The sequence below is a fragment of the Mesorhizobium sp. NZP2298 genome (genome assembly GCF_013170825.1).
Taxonomy (GTDB): Bacteria; Pseudomonadota; Alphaproteobacteria; order Rhizobiales; family Rhizobiaceae; genus Mesorhizobium.
Map to the genome: position 1 here is coordinate 342,722 of NZ_CP033365.1, position 13,713 is coordinate 356,434.

At 63.0% G+C, this 13,713-nt stretch carries 11 protein-coding genes; 4 read left to right on the top strand and 7 right to left on the bottom strand.

Features of this window, described 5'->3' with window-relative positions:
* Positions 1 to 110: 110 nt before the first annotated feature.
* Entirely contained in the window at positions 111 to 1,478 is a 1,368-nt protein-coding gene (locus tag EB231_RS01565) for a cytochrome P450 (RefSeq protein WP_172347297.1), read from the bottom strand.
* A 198-nt stretch (positions 1,479 to 1,676) separates the two neighbouring features.
* Here EB231_RS01565 and EB231_RS01570 point away from each other — a divergent pair, with 198 nt between their 5' ends.
* The 4 genes from EB231_RS01570 (at position 1,677) to EB231_RS01585 (ending at position 8,803) form a co-directional block, all read left to right on the top strand.
* Positions 1,677 to 2,246 (top strand): NADPH-dependent FMN reductase, encoded by a 570-nt coding sequence (locus EB231_RS01570; RefSeq protein WP_172347298.1) that lies wholly within the window; start codon positions 1,677 to 1,679, stop codon positions 2,244 to 2,246.
* Positions 2,247 to 2,333: 87 nt separating this feature from the next.
* Positions 2,334 to 4,952 carry a caspase family protein gene (locus EB231_RS01575; RefSeq protein ID WP_172347299.1) on the top strand — a complete coding sequence of 873 codons (2,619 nt, stop codon included), beginning with the start codon at positions 2,334 to 2,336 and terminating at the stop codon, positions 4,950 to 4,952.
* Between the two features lie 161 nt (positions 4,953 to 5,113).
* Positions 5,114 to 7,585: a DNA topoisomerase (ATP-hydrolyzing) subunit B gene (gene gyrB / locus EB231_RS01580; protein ID WP_172347300.1), complete on the top strand. Its 2,472-nt coding sequence runs from the start codon at positions 5,114 to 5,116 to the stop codon at positions 7,583 to 7,585.
* A 300-nt stretch (positions 7,586 to 7,885) separates the two neighbouring features.
* A complete protein-coding gene (locus EB231_RS01585) occupies positions 7,886 to 8,803 on the top strand; it encodes a hypothetical protein (RefSeq protein WP_172347301.1) in 918 nt (305 codons plus the stop codon).
* 91 nt (positions 8,804 to 8,894) lie between these two features.
* Here the strand turns inward: EB231_RS01585 and EB231_RS01590 are convergent, their stop codons facing one another.
* The 6 genes from EB231_RS01590 to EB231_RS01615 form a co-directional block, all read right to left on the bottom strand.
* Positions 8,895 to 10,292, bottom strand: coding sequence for an NAD(P)(+) transhydrogenase (Re/Si-specific) subunit beta (locus EB231_RS01590; RefSeq protein WP_056569240.1), 1,398 nt, complete (start codon positions 10,290 to 10,292; stop codon positions 8,895 to 8,897).
* Between the two features lies 1 nt (position 10,293).
* On the bottom strand, positions 10,294 to 10,719 hold the full coding sequence (locus EB231_RS01595; RefSeq protein ID WP_056570342.1) for a proton-translocating transhydrogenase family protein: 426 nt from the start codon (positions 10,717 to 10,719) through the stop codon (positions 10,294 to 10,296).
* Complete coding sequence (locus EB231_RS01600) at positions 10,719 to 11,999, bottom strand: Re/Si-specific NAD(P)(+) transhydrogenase subunit alpha (protein ID WP_172347302.1); 1,281 nt, start codon at positions 11,997 to 11,999, stop codon at positions 10,719 to 10,721. The genes EB231_RS01595 and EB231_RS01600 overlap by 1 nt, the downstream gene beginning before the upstream one ends.
* Before the next feature lie 96 nt (positions 12,000 to 12,095).
* Complete coding sequence (locus EB231_RS01605) at positions 12,096 to 12,320, bottom strand: aa3-type cytochrome c oxidase subunit IV (RefSeq protein ID WP_172347303.1); 225 nt, start codon at positions 12,318 to 12,320, stop codon at positions 12,096 to 12,098.
* Between the two features lie 164 nt (positions 12,321 to 12,484).
* Positions 12,485 to 12,634, bottom strand: a complete 150-nt coding sequence (locus EB231_RS01610) for a DUF3096 domain-containing protein (RefSeq protein ID WP_019862764.1) — start codon at positions 12,632 to 12,634, stop codon at positions 12,485 to 12,487.
* A 164-nt stretch (positions 12,635 to 12,798) separates the two neighbouring features.
* On the bottom strand, positions 12,799 to 13,569 hold the full coding sequence (locus EB231_RS01615) for an N-acyl amino acid synthase FeeM domain-containing protein (RefSeq protein WP_172347304.1): 771 nt from the start codon (positions 13,567 to 13,569) through the stop codon (positions 12,799 to 12,801).
* Positions 13,570 to 13,713 lie beyond the last annotated feature (144 nt).

The following is a 13,713-nucleotide window of genomic DNA, read 5'->3' on the forward strand; positions in this document are numbered from 1 at the left end:
ATGTCGGCATGCCTAGCTAGAGCGTTTCACCGAATCGCAGAACCGCTCTAACTATTTGTTTTTACGCAATTCCGGACGGAAAACCGTTATACACTTTTCCTGGAATTGCTCTAGCGAGGCGTGACCTGCATCGGCAGCCCGCCTTGCGGCTGGGTCGTCAATTTCTGCACCGGCCAGGGTTTTGTTTCGGCCGTGGTGTCGAAGCGGAAGCGCGACAAAAGGATGGCGAGTGCGATGATCGCCTCCTGCATGGCGAAACTGGCGCCGATGCAGACGCGCGGGCCTGCTCCGAACGGCAGATACTGGAAACGGTCGATCTTTTCACGGTTCCCCGGGTGGAAACGCTCGGGCAGGAAGGCATCTGGCCGGTCCCACAGCTTCCTGTGACGATGGACGACCCACGGCATCACCAGCACGGCCGCGTGCTTGGGGATATAGAGATCCTTCCACATCTCGGGCACGATCGGCTCGCGGTTGATCGACGGCGCCGGCGGATAGAGCCGGAGCGCCTCGTCGAAGGCGGCGCGGGTCAATGGCATGGCGTCGAGCCATTTTGTCGGATCGGGCTCGCGCGCCAGAACCTGGTCGATTTCCTGCTCGACCCGGTTGCGCTCCCATGGCGATTCGGCCAGGCAATAAAGCGTCCAGCCAAGCGCACGCGCCGTCGTCTCATGGCCGGCGCCGATGAAGGTGATGATGTTGTCCTCGACCTCCGAGCGCGTCAGCCCCTCCGGGCCTTCGGCCTTGAGCAACAGCGTCAGGAAATCCTGTGGTACGGCATCGGGATCACGCCTGAATTTCTCTTCGCGCATCTTGACGGTATCGGTCACGATCTTGCGGAAATAGGCCATGGTCTTGCGGCCGCGGATGCGGGTGAGCCGCGGCAGCCAGTCGGGGGCGCGCAACAGGTCGAGCGGATCGACACGGCCCATGGTCTCGAACAAACGGTCGATCTCGTTGGCAAAACTGCCCGGCTCGCCCGCGATCTCGCCGGAGAACAGCGTCTCGGCCAGGATGTCGTAGGTGAGCAGCGTCATGTCATGGGCGATGTCGGATGTGCCGCCCTGCTCGTAGCGGGTGACAAACTCCCTAGTGCGTTTCAGCATCGGCTGGGCAAAGCCGAAGATGTGGCGCGGCGTGAACACCGGCGCCATTGCCTTGCGCGACCGCTTCCAGACCTCGCCCTCGGCGGTCAGCAGGCCATCGCGCAGGATCGGGCGCAAGATCTTCTGGCGCACCGTCGCCATCTTGTAGTTCTTGGCGTTGTCGACCAGAACATGGCGGATGAGGCCAGGATCGTTGGCGATGACCAACGGTCCGCCCGCACCCTTGGCCGAAATCCAGGGTTCGTTGTAGGTCGGCTCACCCCAGAGTTCGAGCGGATTGCGGTAGACGATGCGGATCATCTCCAGCGTCGAAGGCGGCGATGTTCGCGGCTTCGGTGCGGGGGGAACGAAGGGGGCGGGCTGAATGTCCATGAAGTGCTCCGCTGCTGCTTCAATGTAGTGGCTGGCACCCCGGACGTCCATGTGACCGAACGGCAGGCAATTCGCGGTACGAAGCAGACAGTCTGTTCATCCGATCGTGACCGCTCCGCCTGGCGTTCAACCTTGTCCGACAGGACGCTCTGCCGTAGTGACAGTCACCAACAGATACCGCCGACAAAGGAGCCTGTCTTGAAGCACCAGTTGAACATCATCATCGGCAGCACGCGGCCAGGCCGCGCCGGTCCTGTTTTCGCGGAATGGCTGGAGACGTTCGCGCGCGAGCACGGGAAATTCGAACCGGTGCTGACCGACATCGCCGCATTCCACCTGCCGGTGCTCGACGAGCCGCATCATCCGAGGCTGGGCAACTATCAGAACGACCACACCAAGGCATGGTCGAAGGCGATCGACGCCGCCGACGCCTTTGTCTTCGTGGCGCCGGAGTACAATTATTTCGCCGCGCCCGCGATCATCAACGCGATCGACTACCTCGCGCGCGAATGGAAGTACAAGCCCGCCGCCATTTTCAGCTATGGCGGCGTCTCCGGCGGCCTGCGCGCTGCGCAGGCGCTGAAGCCTCTGTTGGCCGCCGTGGGGATCATGCCGATCCCCGAGGGCGTCGCGCTGCCGATGTACCAGAAGCTGCTCGACGAGAACGGTGCCTTCAGCGCCAGCGACCAGGTGACCGGCGGCGCGAGGACCATGCTGGACGAGCTGTTGCGCTGGAGCGAGGCGTTGAAACCGATGCGCGCTGCCTGAAAGAGCCGGTTTGGCCGAATGCCCGGCTTGCCCGCGCCATAAAGAGGTGGAATGGTCGGCAAGGGACTGAGCCGGGGGCGGTTCGACTTGCGTTTGCTGTTTGCCTTGCTGCTGATGCTTGCGACCACCGTCACCGCGGCCGCGGAACGGCGCGTGGCGCTGGTCATCGCCGAGGATGACTACCGGCTGGTCCGGCCGCTTGCCAATCCCCTGCATGATGGCGAGGCCATGCAAGCCGCGCTGAAGAAACTCGGCTTCGAGGTCGTGCTCGAAACCAATCGCGACCTCAGGCGTATGCGGCGCGCTCTCGACGATTTTCGCGAGGATGCCAAGGGCGCCGATGTGGCCTTGGTCTATTTCTCCGGCCATGGCGTCGAAATCTCCGGCGACAACCGGCTGCTGCCGGTCGATGCCGACGCCTCCTCGCTCGATCAACTGGACAAGACCAGCCTGCCGCTGGAAGAGGTGCGCGACGCCGTGGCCGCCACCGCGAAGGTCGGGCTGATCGTACTCGACGCCTGCCGCAGTGATCCGTTCTCGGGGAGCAGCGGCGACGGTCGCGGCGCGACCTCGCTAGCGAAGGATGTCGCCGACAAGGTCAAGCCAGGCCTCGGCCGCGTCGGGCGAGCGGAAAACATCCTGTTCGCTTTCTCGGCCGCACCCGGCGAGACGGCCGCCGACGGCACCGGGCAAAACTCACCCTTCACGACGGCGCTGACCAAATATCTCGGCACGGACGGGCTCGAGATCCGCTCGGTGCTGACCTTGGTGCAGCAGGAGGTGTATGACCTCACACGCGGCAAACAGCTGCCTTATGTCGAAAGCGGCCTGCCGAAATTGTTCTTTGCCACTGCGGCCAAGGAACAGCTGCCGGAGCGCGAACGCCTGCTGCTTGCCATGGCCGATGTGACACCGGAGATGCGCGGCGAGGTCGAGCAGATCGCCAGCGACGCCGACATGCCGCTGGCCCCGCTCTATGGCGCACTGATCAGCGCCGACGCCGGCCATCTCTCCGCCGACAGCCTGAACGCCCGGCTGCGCGAAGCTGCCGACGCGTTCGTCAAGGTGCGCAGCGAAATGAAGACACTCGCCTCCGACGATCCGCGGGTGGCGGAGTTGCGCCGGCAGGCCGAGGAACAGCTTTCGCTCGGCGCCTTCGATGGCGCCCGCGCCCTTCTCGCCAAGGCAGCCGACATCGACAATGTTTCGCGCCAGGCGCTGAAGGTCAATTTCGTCAGCCGCACCCTTTCCGAGGCCGCGACGCTTTATCTGTCCGGCGGTGCGGCGCGCGCCGACCTCGACTACGCCACCGCCATCAAGGACTATGAAACGGTGTTGTCGCTCTATGGCGAGGCCGGGCAGTCCTCATTGGCGCTGGAGGATGCCGACCGCCAGATCCGCACCCTGGACGAACTCGGCAAGCTCTACACCCTTGTCGGCAACACCGACGCCGCGGGCCGCGCCTTTTCGGCGCTGGTATCCAATCTCGAATTGCGCTCCGCCCGGGAAACCGATCCGAGCGTCAAGCGCGACTTTGCCGTCAGCCATATCAAGCTCGGCAATATCAGGATGGCGCAAGGCGACCTGCCGGCCGCCCTGGAGAATTACCAGACGGCCAGAACCATGCTCCTGGATTTGACCGCGGCCGAGCCCGGCCGCCTGCCATGGTTCGGCGATTTCGCCATGGTCGACGACAAGATCGGCAACGTGCTGGTGACGCAAGGCGATCTGGCGGGGGCCTCGCAGGTCTATCAGGAAAGCCTGTCGATCAAGAAACAGCTCGCCGCCAACGAACCCGAACGCGCCGACCTGCAACGCGACCTGACCATCACCTATGACGAGATCGGCCATCTGGCGCACAGCGCCGGTCAGTTCGACAATGCCGAGGCGGCCTATGAGGAGAGCCTGAAGATCCGGTTGACGCTGGCCGGTAAGAAGCCGCAGGATGCCGAGCGCCAGCGCGACGTCTCCGTCAGCCATGACACGATCGGCGATCTCAAGCGCGAACGCGGCGATGCCGCCGGTGCGCTCGCGGCCTACCAGGCGAGCCAGGCGATCGTCGAACAACTGGTCAGCCGCGATCCCGACAACAGCGAGTTGAAACGCGACCTGTCGGTCGGCAACGCCAAGATCGGCAATGCGCTGAGCGACCAGGAGAAATGGCCGGACGCACTGGCCGCCTATCAGGAAGCGCTCCGAATATCCCGCGTGCTGGCAGCCAGCGATCCAAACAACACCGACTGGCAGCGCGACCTTTCGGTATCTATTGAAAAGGTCGCCGGGGTTCTCGCCATTCAGGGCGACCAGAACGGGGCGCTGAAAGCCTATATGGACAGTTTCGCCATCGCCGACAGGCTGGCGAAGCTCGATCCGGCGAATGCCGACTGGCAACGCGACCTGTCGATCACGCTGTCCGAGATCGGCATGCTCAAGGTCAGGCAGCGCGACGTCAAGGGTGCACGGCAGGCCTTTCAGGACAGCCTCGACATCCGCCAGCAGCTTGCCCGGTCCGACCCTGACAACGCGACATGGCAGCGCGACCTGGTGGTCGCCATGGTCGACTACGCCCAGGTCGCCAAGAACCCCAAGGCGGTGCTTTCCCAGGCGCTCGACATGACGCTGGAACTCGACCGGACCGGGCGGCTGGCGCCGCGTTACAGGTTCATGATCAAGTTTCTCAGGGAGCGCGTGGCCAAGGCGAAATAGCGCCCGGCGGGAGCCAGCCATGGACAGCCGGCCCATCCCTGGGGAAATGCCCGCAAACCTTGGAAAAACCGCCTTTAGCGCCTATATCTAGCGCATATCAGACGCGCGATTCGGGGCCGATTTTTCGCGCTGTACAAGCGGCATCTAGACAATAGGTTTTCATGAGCGACCAGACCGAGAACACCAACGGCGCCGAAGCCGAATACGGCGCCGATTCCATCAAGGTTTTGAAGGGGTTGGATGCTGTCCGCAAACGCCCTGGCATGTATATCGGCGACACCGACGACGGTTCCGGCCTGCATCACATGGTCTATGAGGTGGTCGACAACGCCATCGACGAGGCGCTGGCCGGTCACGCCGATCTCGTCACCGTGACGCTCAACCCCGATGGTTCGGTGACGGTAATCGACAATGGCCGTGGCATTCCGACCGATATCCACACCGGCGAAGGCATTTCGGCCGCCGAAGTGATCATGACGCAGCTGCATGCCGGCGGCAAGTTCGACCAGAACTCCTACAAGGTGTCGGGCGGCCTGCATGGCGTCGGTGTCTCGGTGGTCAACGCCCTTTCGGCATGGCTGAAGCTCAAGATCCGCCGCAACGGCCAGATTTATGAGATGAGCTTCACCCACGGCAATGCCGATGCGCCGCTGAAGGCGACGGGTAGCTACCAACAGGACAAGCAGCCAGGCACCTATGAGGGTCGCAGCGGCAGCTCGATCACCTTCTTTCCGTCGGCCGAGACCTTCACCATGGTCGAGTTCGACTTCGGCACGCTGGAGCACCGGCTGCGCGAGCTCGCCTTCCTCAATTCCGGCGTGCGCATCGTTCTGACCGATGCCCGTCACGCTGACATCGTACGGCATGAACTGCACTATGATGGAGGCCTCGAAGAGTTCGTCAAATATCTCGACCGGGTCAAGAAACCGCTGATCGAGAAGCCGATCGCCATCAAGGCCGAGCGCGACGGCATCACCGTCGAAGTGGCGATGTGGTGGAACGACAGCTACCACGAGAACGTGCTGGCCTTCACCAACAACATCCCGCAGCGTGATGGCGGTACCCATCTGGCCGGCTTCCGTGGCGCGCTGACGCGCCAGATCACCGGCTATGGCGAATCCTCGGGTCAGACCAAGAAGGAAAAGGTCTCGCTGATCGGCGACGATTGCCGCGAGGGCCTGACGGCGGTGCTGTCGGTGAAGGTTCCCGACCCGAAGTTCTCCTCGCAGACCAAGGACAAGCTGGTCTCGTCGGAAGTGCGGCCGGTGGTCGAGGGACTGGTCAACGAGGCGCTCGGCACCTGGCTGGAAGAGCATCCGACGGAAGGCAAGGTGGTCATCGAGAAGGTGATCCAGGCCGCGGCGGCGCGCGAAGCCGCGCGCAAGGCGCGCGACATCACCCGCAAGACCTCGCTCGGCGTCACTTCGTTGCCGGGCAAGCTGGCCGACTGCCAGGAGCGCGACCCGGCAAAATCGGAAATCTTCATCGTCGAGGGTGACTCGGCCGGTGGCTCGGCCAAGGGCGGCCGCTCGCGCCAGAACCAGGCCATCCTGCCGCTGCGCGGCAAGATCCTCAATGTCGAGCGTGCCCGCTTCGACCGCATGCTCGGCTCCGACATGATCGGCACGCTGATCACCGCGCTCGGCACCTCGATCGGCAAGGACGAGTTCAACGCCGACAAGCTGCGCTACCACAAGATCATCCTGATGACCGACGCCGACGTCGACGGTGCCCATATCAGAACCCTGCTGCTCACCTTCTTCTTCCGGCAGATGCCGGAGCTGATCGAGCGCGGCCATCTCTACATCGCCCAGCCGCCGCTCTACAAAGTAACGCGTGGCAAGAGCTCGCAATACATCAAGAATGAAAGCGCCTTCGAGGAGTTCCTGATCGAGTCCGGGTTGGAGGAAGCTTCGCTCACGCTGGGTTCAGGCGAAGTGCGGACCGGGCAGGATCTGCGCGGTGCCGTTGACGACGCGCTCGCTGTCCGCCAGCTGATCAACGGCCTGCACACGCGCTACAACAGAGGCGTGGTCGAACAAGCCGCGATCGCCGGCGGGCTCAACCCCGAGGTCTTCGGAGATCTTGGCCGCGCCAACGCCATGGCGGAGCGGATTGCACAACGGCTCGACATCATCGCCGAGGACACCGAGCGCGGCTGGACCGGCCGCATGTCGACCTCGAATGACGGCAGCGGCGGCTATGTCTTCGAGCGCACCGTGCGCAGCGTCAAGGAATACGCCCATCTCGACATGGGGCTGATCAATTCGGCCGACGCCCGCCAGCTTGACCGCTACGCACAGCGCCTCAGTGAGGTCTACGGGACGCCGCCGGTGCTGCGGCGCAAGGATGTGGCCGAAACCGTTTCGGGGCCGCTGGCGCTGCTCAACGCCGTCTTTGCGACCGGCCGCAAGGGCCTGACCATGCAGCGCTACAAGGGTCTCGGCGAGATGAATGCCGAGCAGCTCTGGGAGACCACGCTCGACCCAAATGTGCGTTCGCTGCTGCAGGTCAAGGTCAATGATGCGACCGATGCCGACAGCCTGTTCTCGCGTCTGATGGGCGACGAGGTGGAGCCTCGGCGCGAATTCATCCAGGACAATGCGCTGTCGGTCGCCAATCTGGATATTTGATCGACCGCAATATTGGCGCGCCCAAGCATAGCGCTATCCCTGGGGAATAGCTTCAAGGAAAGAGATAGAGCAGTTCAACGTTCTCGTGAAACGGCCCATGACGCGCCAACGTGTTCCATCGCCGGCAAACAAAATCATTTTATAGCCCGCCGGAACGGAAGTCCTCTCGGGACATTGTGACACATCGATCACAATTGCTCACAGGAGGCCTTCATGGGACGTGGCATTTTGCTCTGGTTGCTCGGTATTCCGATTCCGATCATCATTCTCATCATGCTGTTCGTACGGTAGGGGGCGTTGATGCAGCCCACCGTATCGGCTATCGACCTAACCGCTTCAGAAGAATCCTCAGCTACGGCTGTCAGCTGGGGGCCGATCATCGCCGGCGCCTTCGCGGCCTCGACGCTGACTTTCACCCTCATGCTGCTTGGCTCCGGTCTGGGCCTCAGCATGGTTTCGCCATGGTCAGGGTCCGGCGCCTCGATCACCACCTTCGCTGTGTCGACCGCGATCTGGCTGATCATCGTGCAGTGGCTGTCCTCCGGCGTCGGCGGCTATCTTGCCGGACGCCTGCGTACCAAATGGGTCGGGATCCACACCGACGAGGTCTATTTCCGTGACACCGCTCACGGCTTCCTCGCCTGGGCACTGGCCACCTTGCTCGTCGTCGGCGTGCTTGGGTCGGCGCTTTCGGCAGCACTCAGCTCAGGCGTGCAGGCGGTATCAACCGTAGCGTCGGGTGCCGCCATGGGTGCATCGGCCGGCGCTTCCGCCAATGCGGGCAGCGCATCGGCCGATAATGCGACCTCCTATCTGGTGGATTCACTGTTCAGACCGGCCGATCCAGCCAAGCTTGCGGCCGCGAACCCGGACAGCGATGCCGCCGCGGTCGGGCAGGCCTCACGCATCCTTATCGCCAGTGCGGCAGCGGGCGAGATTTCGGCTGAGGACAAGACCTACCTATCGCAACTGGTTGCCGCCCGCACCGGCCTTTCCGAGGCCGACGCCAAGGCGCGTGTCGATGCACTGGTGGCCAAGGTGGAGGACGCCAAGGTCAAGGCAAAGCAGGCGGCCGACACCGCCCGGAAGGGCAGCGCGACCTTTGCCTTGCTCGGCGCCTTGTCGCTGGTCATCGGCGCCTTCATCGCCAGCGCCGCCGCGGCCCTCGGCGGCAGGCAGCGCGACGAAGAGGAAGCGATTTTCCTGACCAGCCGCTGAACCCAGGCACACTCCCGGAAAATGAAAGAGCCCGGTTTCGAAGCCGGGCTCTTTGCTATTCGGATAAGCGGCGTTTGCGCGATTGGCCGGATCAGTGATCCATGGCCTTAACGATTTCCTCGGTCATCTTCTTGGCGTCGCCGAGCAGCATCATGGTGCCGTCCTTGTAGAACAGCGTGTTGTCGATGCCGGCATAGCCGGAGCCGAGCGAGCGCTTGACGAAGAGGCAGGTGCGCGCCTTGTCGACGTCGAGGATCGGCATGCCGTAGATCGGCGACGACTTGTCGTCACGGGCCGAGGGATTGGTGACGTCATTGGCGCCGATGACATAGGCGACGTCGGCCTGCGCGAACTCGGAGTTGATGTCCTCCAGTTCGAAGACTTCGTCGTAAGGCACGTTGGCTTCGGCCAAGAGCACGTTCATGTGACCAGGCATGCGGCCGGCGACGGGATGGATGGCGTATTTGACGTCGACGCCGTTGGCCTTCAGCTTGTCGGCCATTTCGCGCAGCGCGTGCTGGGCCTGGGCGACGGCCATGCCGTAACCCGGCACGATGATGACCTTCTGTGCGTTCATCATCAGATAGGCTGCGTCATCGGCCGAGCCCTGCTTGACAGTGCGCTCGATGCCGTCGTCCGCCGCAGCGGCCGTCTCGCCGCCGAAGCCGCCGAGGATGACCGAGATGAAGCTTCGGTTCATGCCCTTGCACATGATGTAGGACAGGATGGCGCCGGAGGAGCCGACCAGCGCGCCGGTGATGATCAGCGCCAGATTGCCAAGCGTGAAGCCGAGTGCCGCGGCGGCCCAGCCCGAGTAGGAATTCAGCATCGAGACCACGACCGGCATGTCGGCGCCGCCGATCGGGATGATCAAGAGGATGCCGAGCACCAGCGAAGCGGCGACGATCAGCCAGAAGACCAGTTTCGATTCGGTCGTGACCAGCAGCACGATCAGCACGACCAGCGCGATGCCAAGGGCGGCGTTGATGAAATGGCGGCCGCCGATCATGATCGGCTTGCCCGACATGCGGCCGTCGAGCTTCAAAAAGGCGATGACCGAGCCGGTGAATGTGATGGCACCGATGGCGACGCCAAGGCTCATTTCGACCAGGGCCTGGGCATGGATGTCGCCCGCCGTGCCGATGCCGAAACTTTCCGGCGCATAGATCGCCGCGGCCGCCACCATGACGGCGGCAAGGCCGACCAGCGAGTGGAAGGCCGCAACCAGCTGCGGCATCGAGGTCATGGCGATGCGGCGCGCGGTGACGGCGCCGACACCACCGCCAATGGCGAGGCCGAGCACGATCAGGCCGAAGCGGCCGGCAGACGGTGTTGCCAGCGCCAGCGTGGTGGCGATGGCGATGCCCATGCCGATCATGCCGTAGAGATTGCCCTGGCGGCTGGTGGTCGGATGCGACAGGCCGCGCAGCGCCAGGATGAACAGGATGCCGGAGACCAGGTAGAGGAAGGAAGCGAGATTGACGGTCACGTCACTTTTCCTTCTTCTTGTACATGGCCAGCATGCGCTGGGTGACGAGGAAGCCACCGAAGATGTTGACCGAAACCAGCATCAGGGCGACGAAGCCGAAACCGGCGGCGACGCCGGAGGCAGCAATGCCGACAGCCAGCAGCGCGCCGACGACGATGACCGACGAGATGGCGTTGGTGACGGCCATCAGCGGCGTGTGCAAAGCGGGGGTCACCGACCAGACCACGTAGTAGCCGACGAAGATCGCCAGCACGAAGATGGCGAAACGGAAGACGAAGGGATCGATGGCGCCGCCCGAAAGCGCGTGCGCGGCATCACCCGCCGCTTCGGCACCGCCTGGAGCATTTGCCAGGTTCTGCACCGCCAGCCGGACGGCAGCACTTGCCTGATCGAGCTGGTCGAGGGCTTTCTGCAAGGTCTGATCCATCACGCGGTCCCTTTCGACTTGGGCGAGGGCGACTTGGATGCGGCGGTTTTCCTGGGCGCGGCCTTTTTCGGCGCGGCGGGCTTGGAAGCATCGGCGACCATGGTCGTGGCCGGGATCGCGGCCGGCTCGACATGGGGCTGCTGGTCGGCCTTGGCGAAGGCCGGATGAACAACCTTGCCGCCGTAGGTCAGCATCGTCGCCTTGACCAGATCGTCATCTCGGTTGATGGCAAGCGTCTTGGTGGTCTTGTCGACCAGCGTCTCGAGGAAGGCGAACAGGTTCTTTGCATAGAGCAGCGAGGCGGATGCGGCGACGCGGCCCGGCACATTGAGGTGGCCGACGATCTTCACATTGTTGGCCGTGGTGACGACCTTGCCGGCTTCCGCGCCCTCGACGTTACCGCCGCGCTCGACCGCCAGATCGACGAGCACAGAGCCCGGCTTCATCGAGGCGACCATGGCCGCCGAGACCAGTTTCGGCGCCGGGCGGCCGGGGATCAGCGCCGTGGTGATGACGATGTCCTGCTTGGCGATGTGCTCGGCGGTGAGCGCCGCCTGCTTGGCCTGGTATTCCTTCGACATCTCCTTGGCGTAGCCGCCCGCGGTTTCCGCGGCCTTGAACTCGTCATCCTCGACAGCCAGAAATTTCGCGCCGAGCGAAGCGACCTGTTCCTTGGCGGCGGGGCGCACGTCGGTGGCGGTGACGACCGCGCCGAGGCGGCGCGCCGTGGCGATCGCCTGCAGGCCGGCGACGCCGACACCCATGATGAAGACCTTGGCCGCCGGCACGGTGCCCGCCGCCGTCATCATCATCGGCAGCGCCCGGTCATATTCCGAAGCGCCGTCGATCACCGCCTGGTAACCGGCAAGGTTGGCCTGCGAGGACAACACGTCCATCGATTGGGCGCGGGTGATGCGCGGCATGAATTCCATCGAGAAGGCGGTGACGCCGGCCTTGGCCAAGGCCGCCACGGCGGCGTCATTGCCGTAAGGATCCATGATGGCGATCACGGCGGCGCCGGATTTGTAGTTCTTCAGTTCGGCTTCATCAGGTCGGCGAACCTTCAGCACGACATCGGCCTTGGCGACATCAGACGCCTTGCCGATGGTGGCACCTGCCTTGGCAAACTCCTCGTCGGGGATGCGCGACCTTGTGCCGGCGCCGGTTTCGACAATCACATCGAAGCCAAGCCCCGCCAGTCGCTTGACCGTATCGGGCGAGGCCGCGACACGCGGCTCGTTCGCGTCAAGCTCACGAGGGATGAAAACCGTCTGTCCCACCGCATGATCCTTTCGGCTGGAACCTGTTTGCGCAAAGTGTCGGCCGGAACATCCGGCGACGTCAATGGCAACGGGGTTTTGGAAGGTCTATCGCATCTATCGCAGAATGAAGGCGCCAGCGGCCATAATCAGGACGAACAGGATTAGCGCCGAGAAGAAGCCGCCCGCGAAGAAGCCGAAAGCCATCGCCAGAAGAAGCGCGCCGCAGAAAAGCGACCCGTATTTAGCCAGCATGAGAAAGCCCGCATAGGTGCGGTCATGCTCGGCATAGTCCATCTTCGCGCCCAGTTCGACAGGACCGGTCGGCGAGTGATCAGCCATAGGAATACCCCTTCGAAGACATCTTTCAGGCACATAGCGAAAAGCCGGGCCGAGAGCAATGGCGCTATTGCCGCATCGCGGCCGACAACTGCCTCAAGGGAAAATTGAAACTGCAGGCCTATCCCGGCGAGGGACAGCCTTCGCGCGAGGCTTGATCGGCGGCCTCAGCCGGCGAGGTGCGGGAAAAGACCGAGCAATCCGACGACGATCAGATAGAGCGCGACGATGTAGTTCAGCAGCCGTGGCATTATGAGGATCAGCACGCCGGCGATCAGCGAGATAAGCGGCGTGAGCGCGAGCTGGGAAATATGCATGTCGGGGTCCTTTCCAGAAGCGATGCCCACCAACTTACGGCGATGCCGCCATACACAACGCCGTCACGCCAGGAAAGCTCCATCGTGATGCACGTTGGCCAAAAGCCGAGTCCGGTTCAAAGCGAGGAGATGCCCGAGGAAGCGGCCAAAAGACTTGCGTGGACTCAGGCTGCTTCGAAGTACTTGGCGGTGGGCAAGATGGTCAGCGGTGCCAACTCGCCCCTGTTGGGGCGTTGGAAGAGCATGCGTTGCTCGAATGCCGTCGAGTTGAAGAACGGAAAGCGATCCAGCGTTGCCTGCATGTTCTCGGAGCACTTCGACTGGAAGAGATGCACGGGGACGGTAAGGCCGGGATAATTTCGCGGAGGCACCGCCTGCTCCGATCGGAAGATGCGATGATAGAAGGCGGAGTGCTCTTCCTTGATCGCCGTCAGGCAATAGGTCGGCTTGAAATGGCTGCAAGCAACCACCGCCAGCCTGAGAGTGACATACGGCAGCACGCGCAAGCTGCTCGACCATTCAAGGTCGGCTGCGAACCGGCTTGGATCGACGAAAGTCTCGCCAGTCGCCAGTCGCCGCGCCAGCACGTCGCCGAAAACATCGGTGCTGGGCGACACGGGATATCTCGCGCTGACGTAGTGGATTCTGATGGTGCTGACGAGCGCGCCGTCGAAAAAGACGCCGAAGCGGTATGAATTGGGCAGGTCGTCGAAGTCGTCCTTCACCATGCGGGAGGCATCTGGCTTCACCATGCCGGCGTGAAGATAGGAATTGTAGCGAAGCCTATAGATCGCCTCCAGATCCTCGGCGCCATCGCAAAGGCGATACTCCACATGCTCCAGAACATCCATGACGTGATCTGAAAACACTGATGGGCTATTCTTGCCCTTGCCCGCAGTCGCCGCCACGGGCGTACCCAACAACTTGTTTTCCATTCTGTCCTCGTACCGCCGCATAACGACAATAGCGAAGCACAGAAAGAACCAGAAGCAAAATTCCGAGCTTTTGCGTTTACCCTAAATTAACGTTAACAAATGGTAAATTGCGGCCATTGGAAGATCTGGGTCCTGACGACTGGA

Bases quoted from the DNA above. Each gene is read 5' to 3' on its own strand.
- EB231_RS01565 (WP_172347297.1), bottom strand. From the start codon at position 1,478: ATGGACATTCAGCCCGCCCCCTTCGTTCCCCCCGCACCGAAGCCGCGA.
- gyrB (WP_172347300.1), top strand. From the start codon at position 5,114: ATGAGCGACCAGACCGAGAACACCAACGGCGCCGAAGCCGAATACGGC.
- EB231_RS01585 (WP_172347301.1), top strand. From the start codon at position 7,886: ATGCAGCCCACCGTATCGGCTATCGACCTAACCGCTTCAGAAGAATCC.
- EB231_RS01595 (WP_056570342.1), bottom strand. From the start codon at position 10,719: ATGGATCAGACCTTGCAGAAAGCCCTCGACCAGCTCGATCAGGCAAGT.
- EB231_RS01605 (WP_172347303.1), bottom strand. From the start codon at position 12,320: ATGGCTGATCACTCGCCGACCGGTCCTGTCGAACTGGGCGCGAAGATG.
- EB231_RS01610 (WP_019862764.1), bottom strand. From the start codon at position 12,634: ATGCATATTTCCCAGCTCGCGCTCACGCCGCTTATCTCGCTGATCGCC.
- EB231_RS01615 (WP_172347304.1), bottom strand. From the start codon at position 13,569: ATGGAAAACAAGTTGTTGGGTACGCCCGTGGCGGCGACTGCGGGCAAG.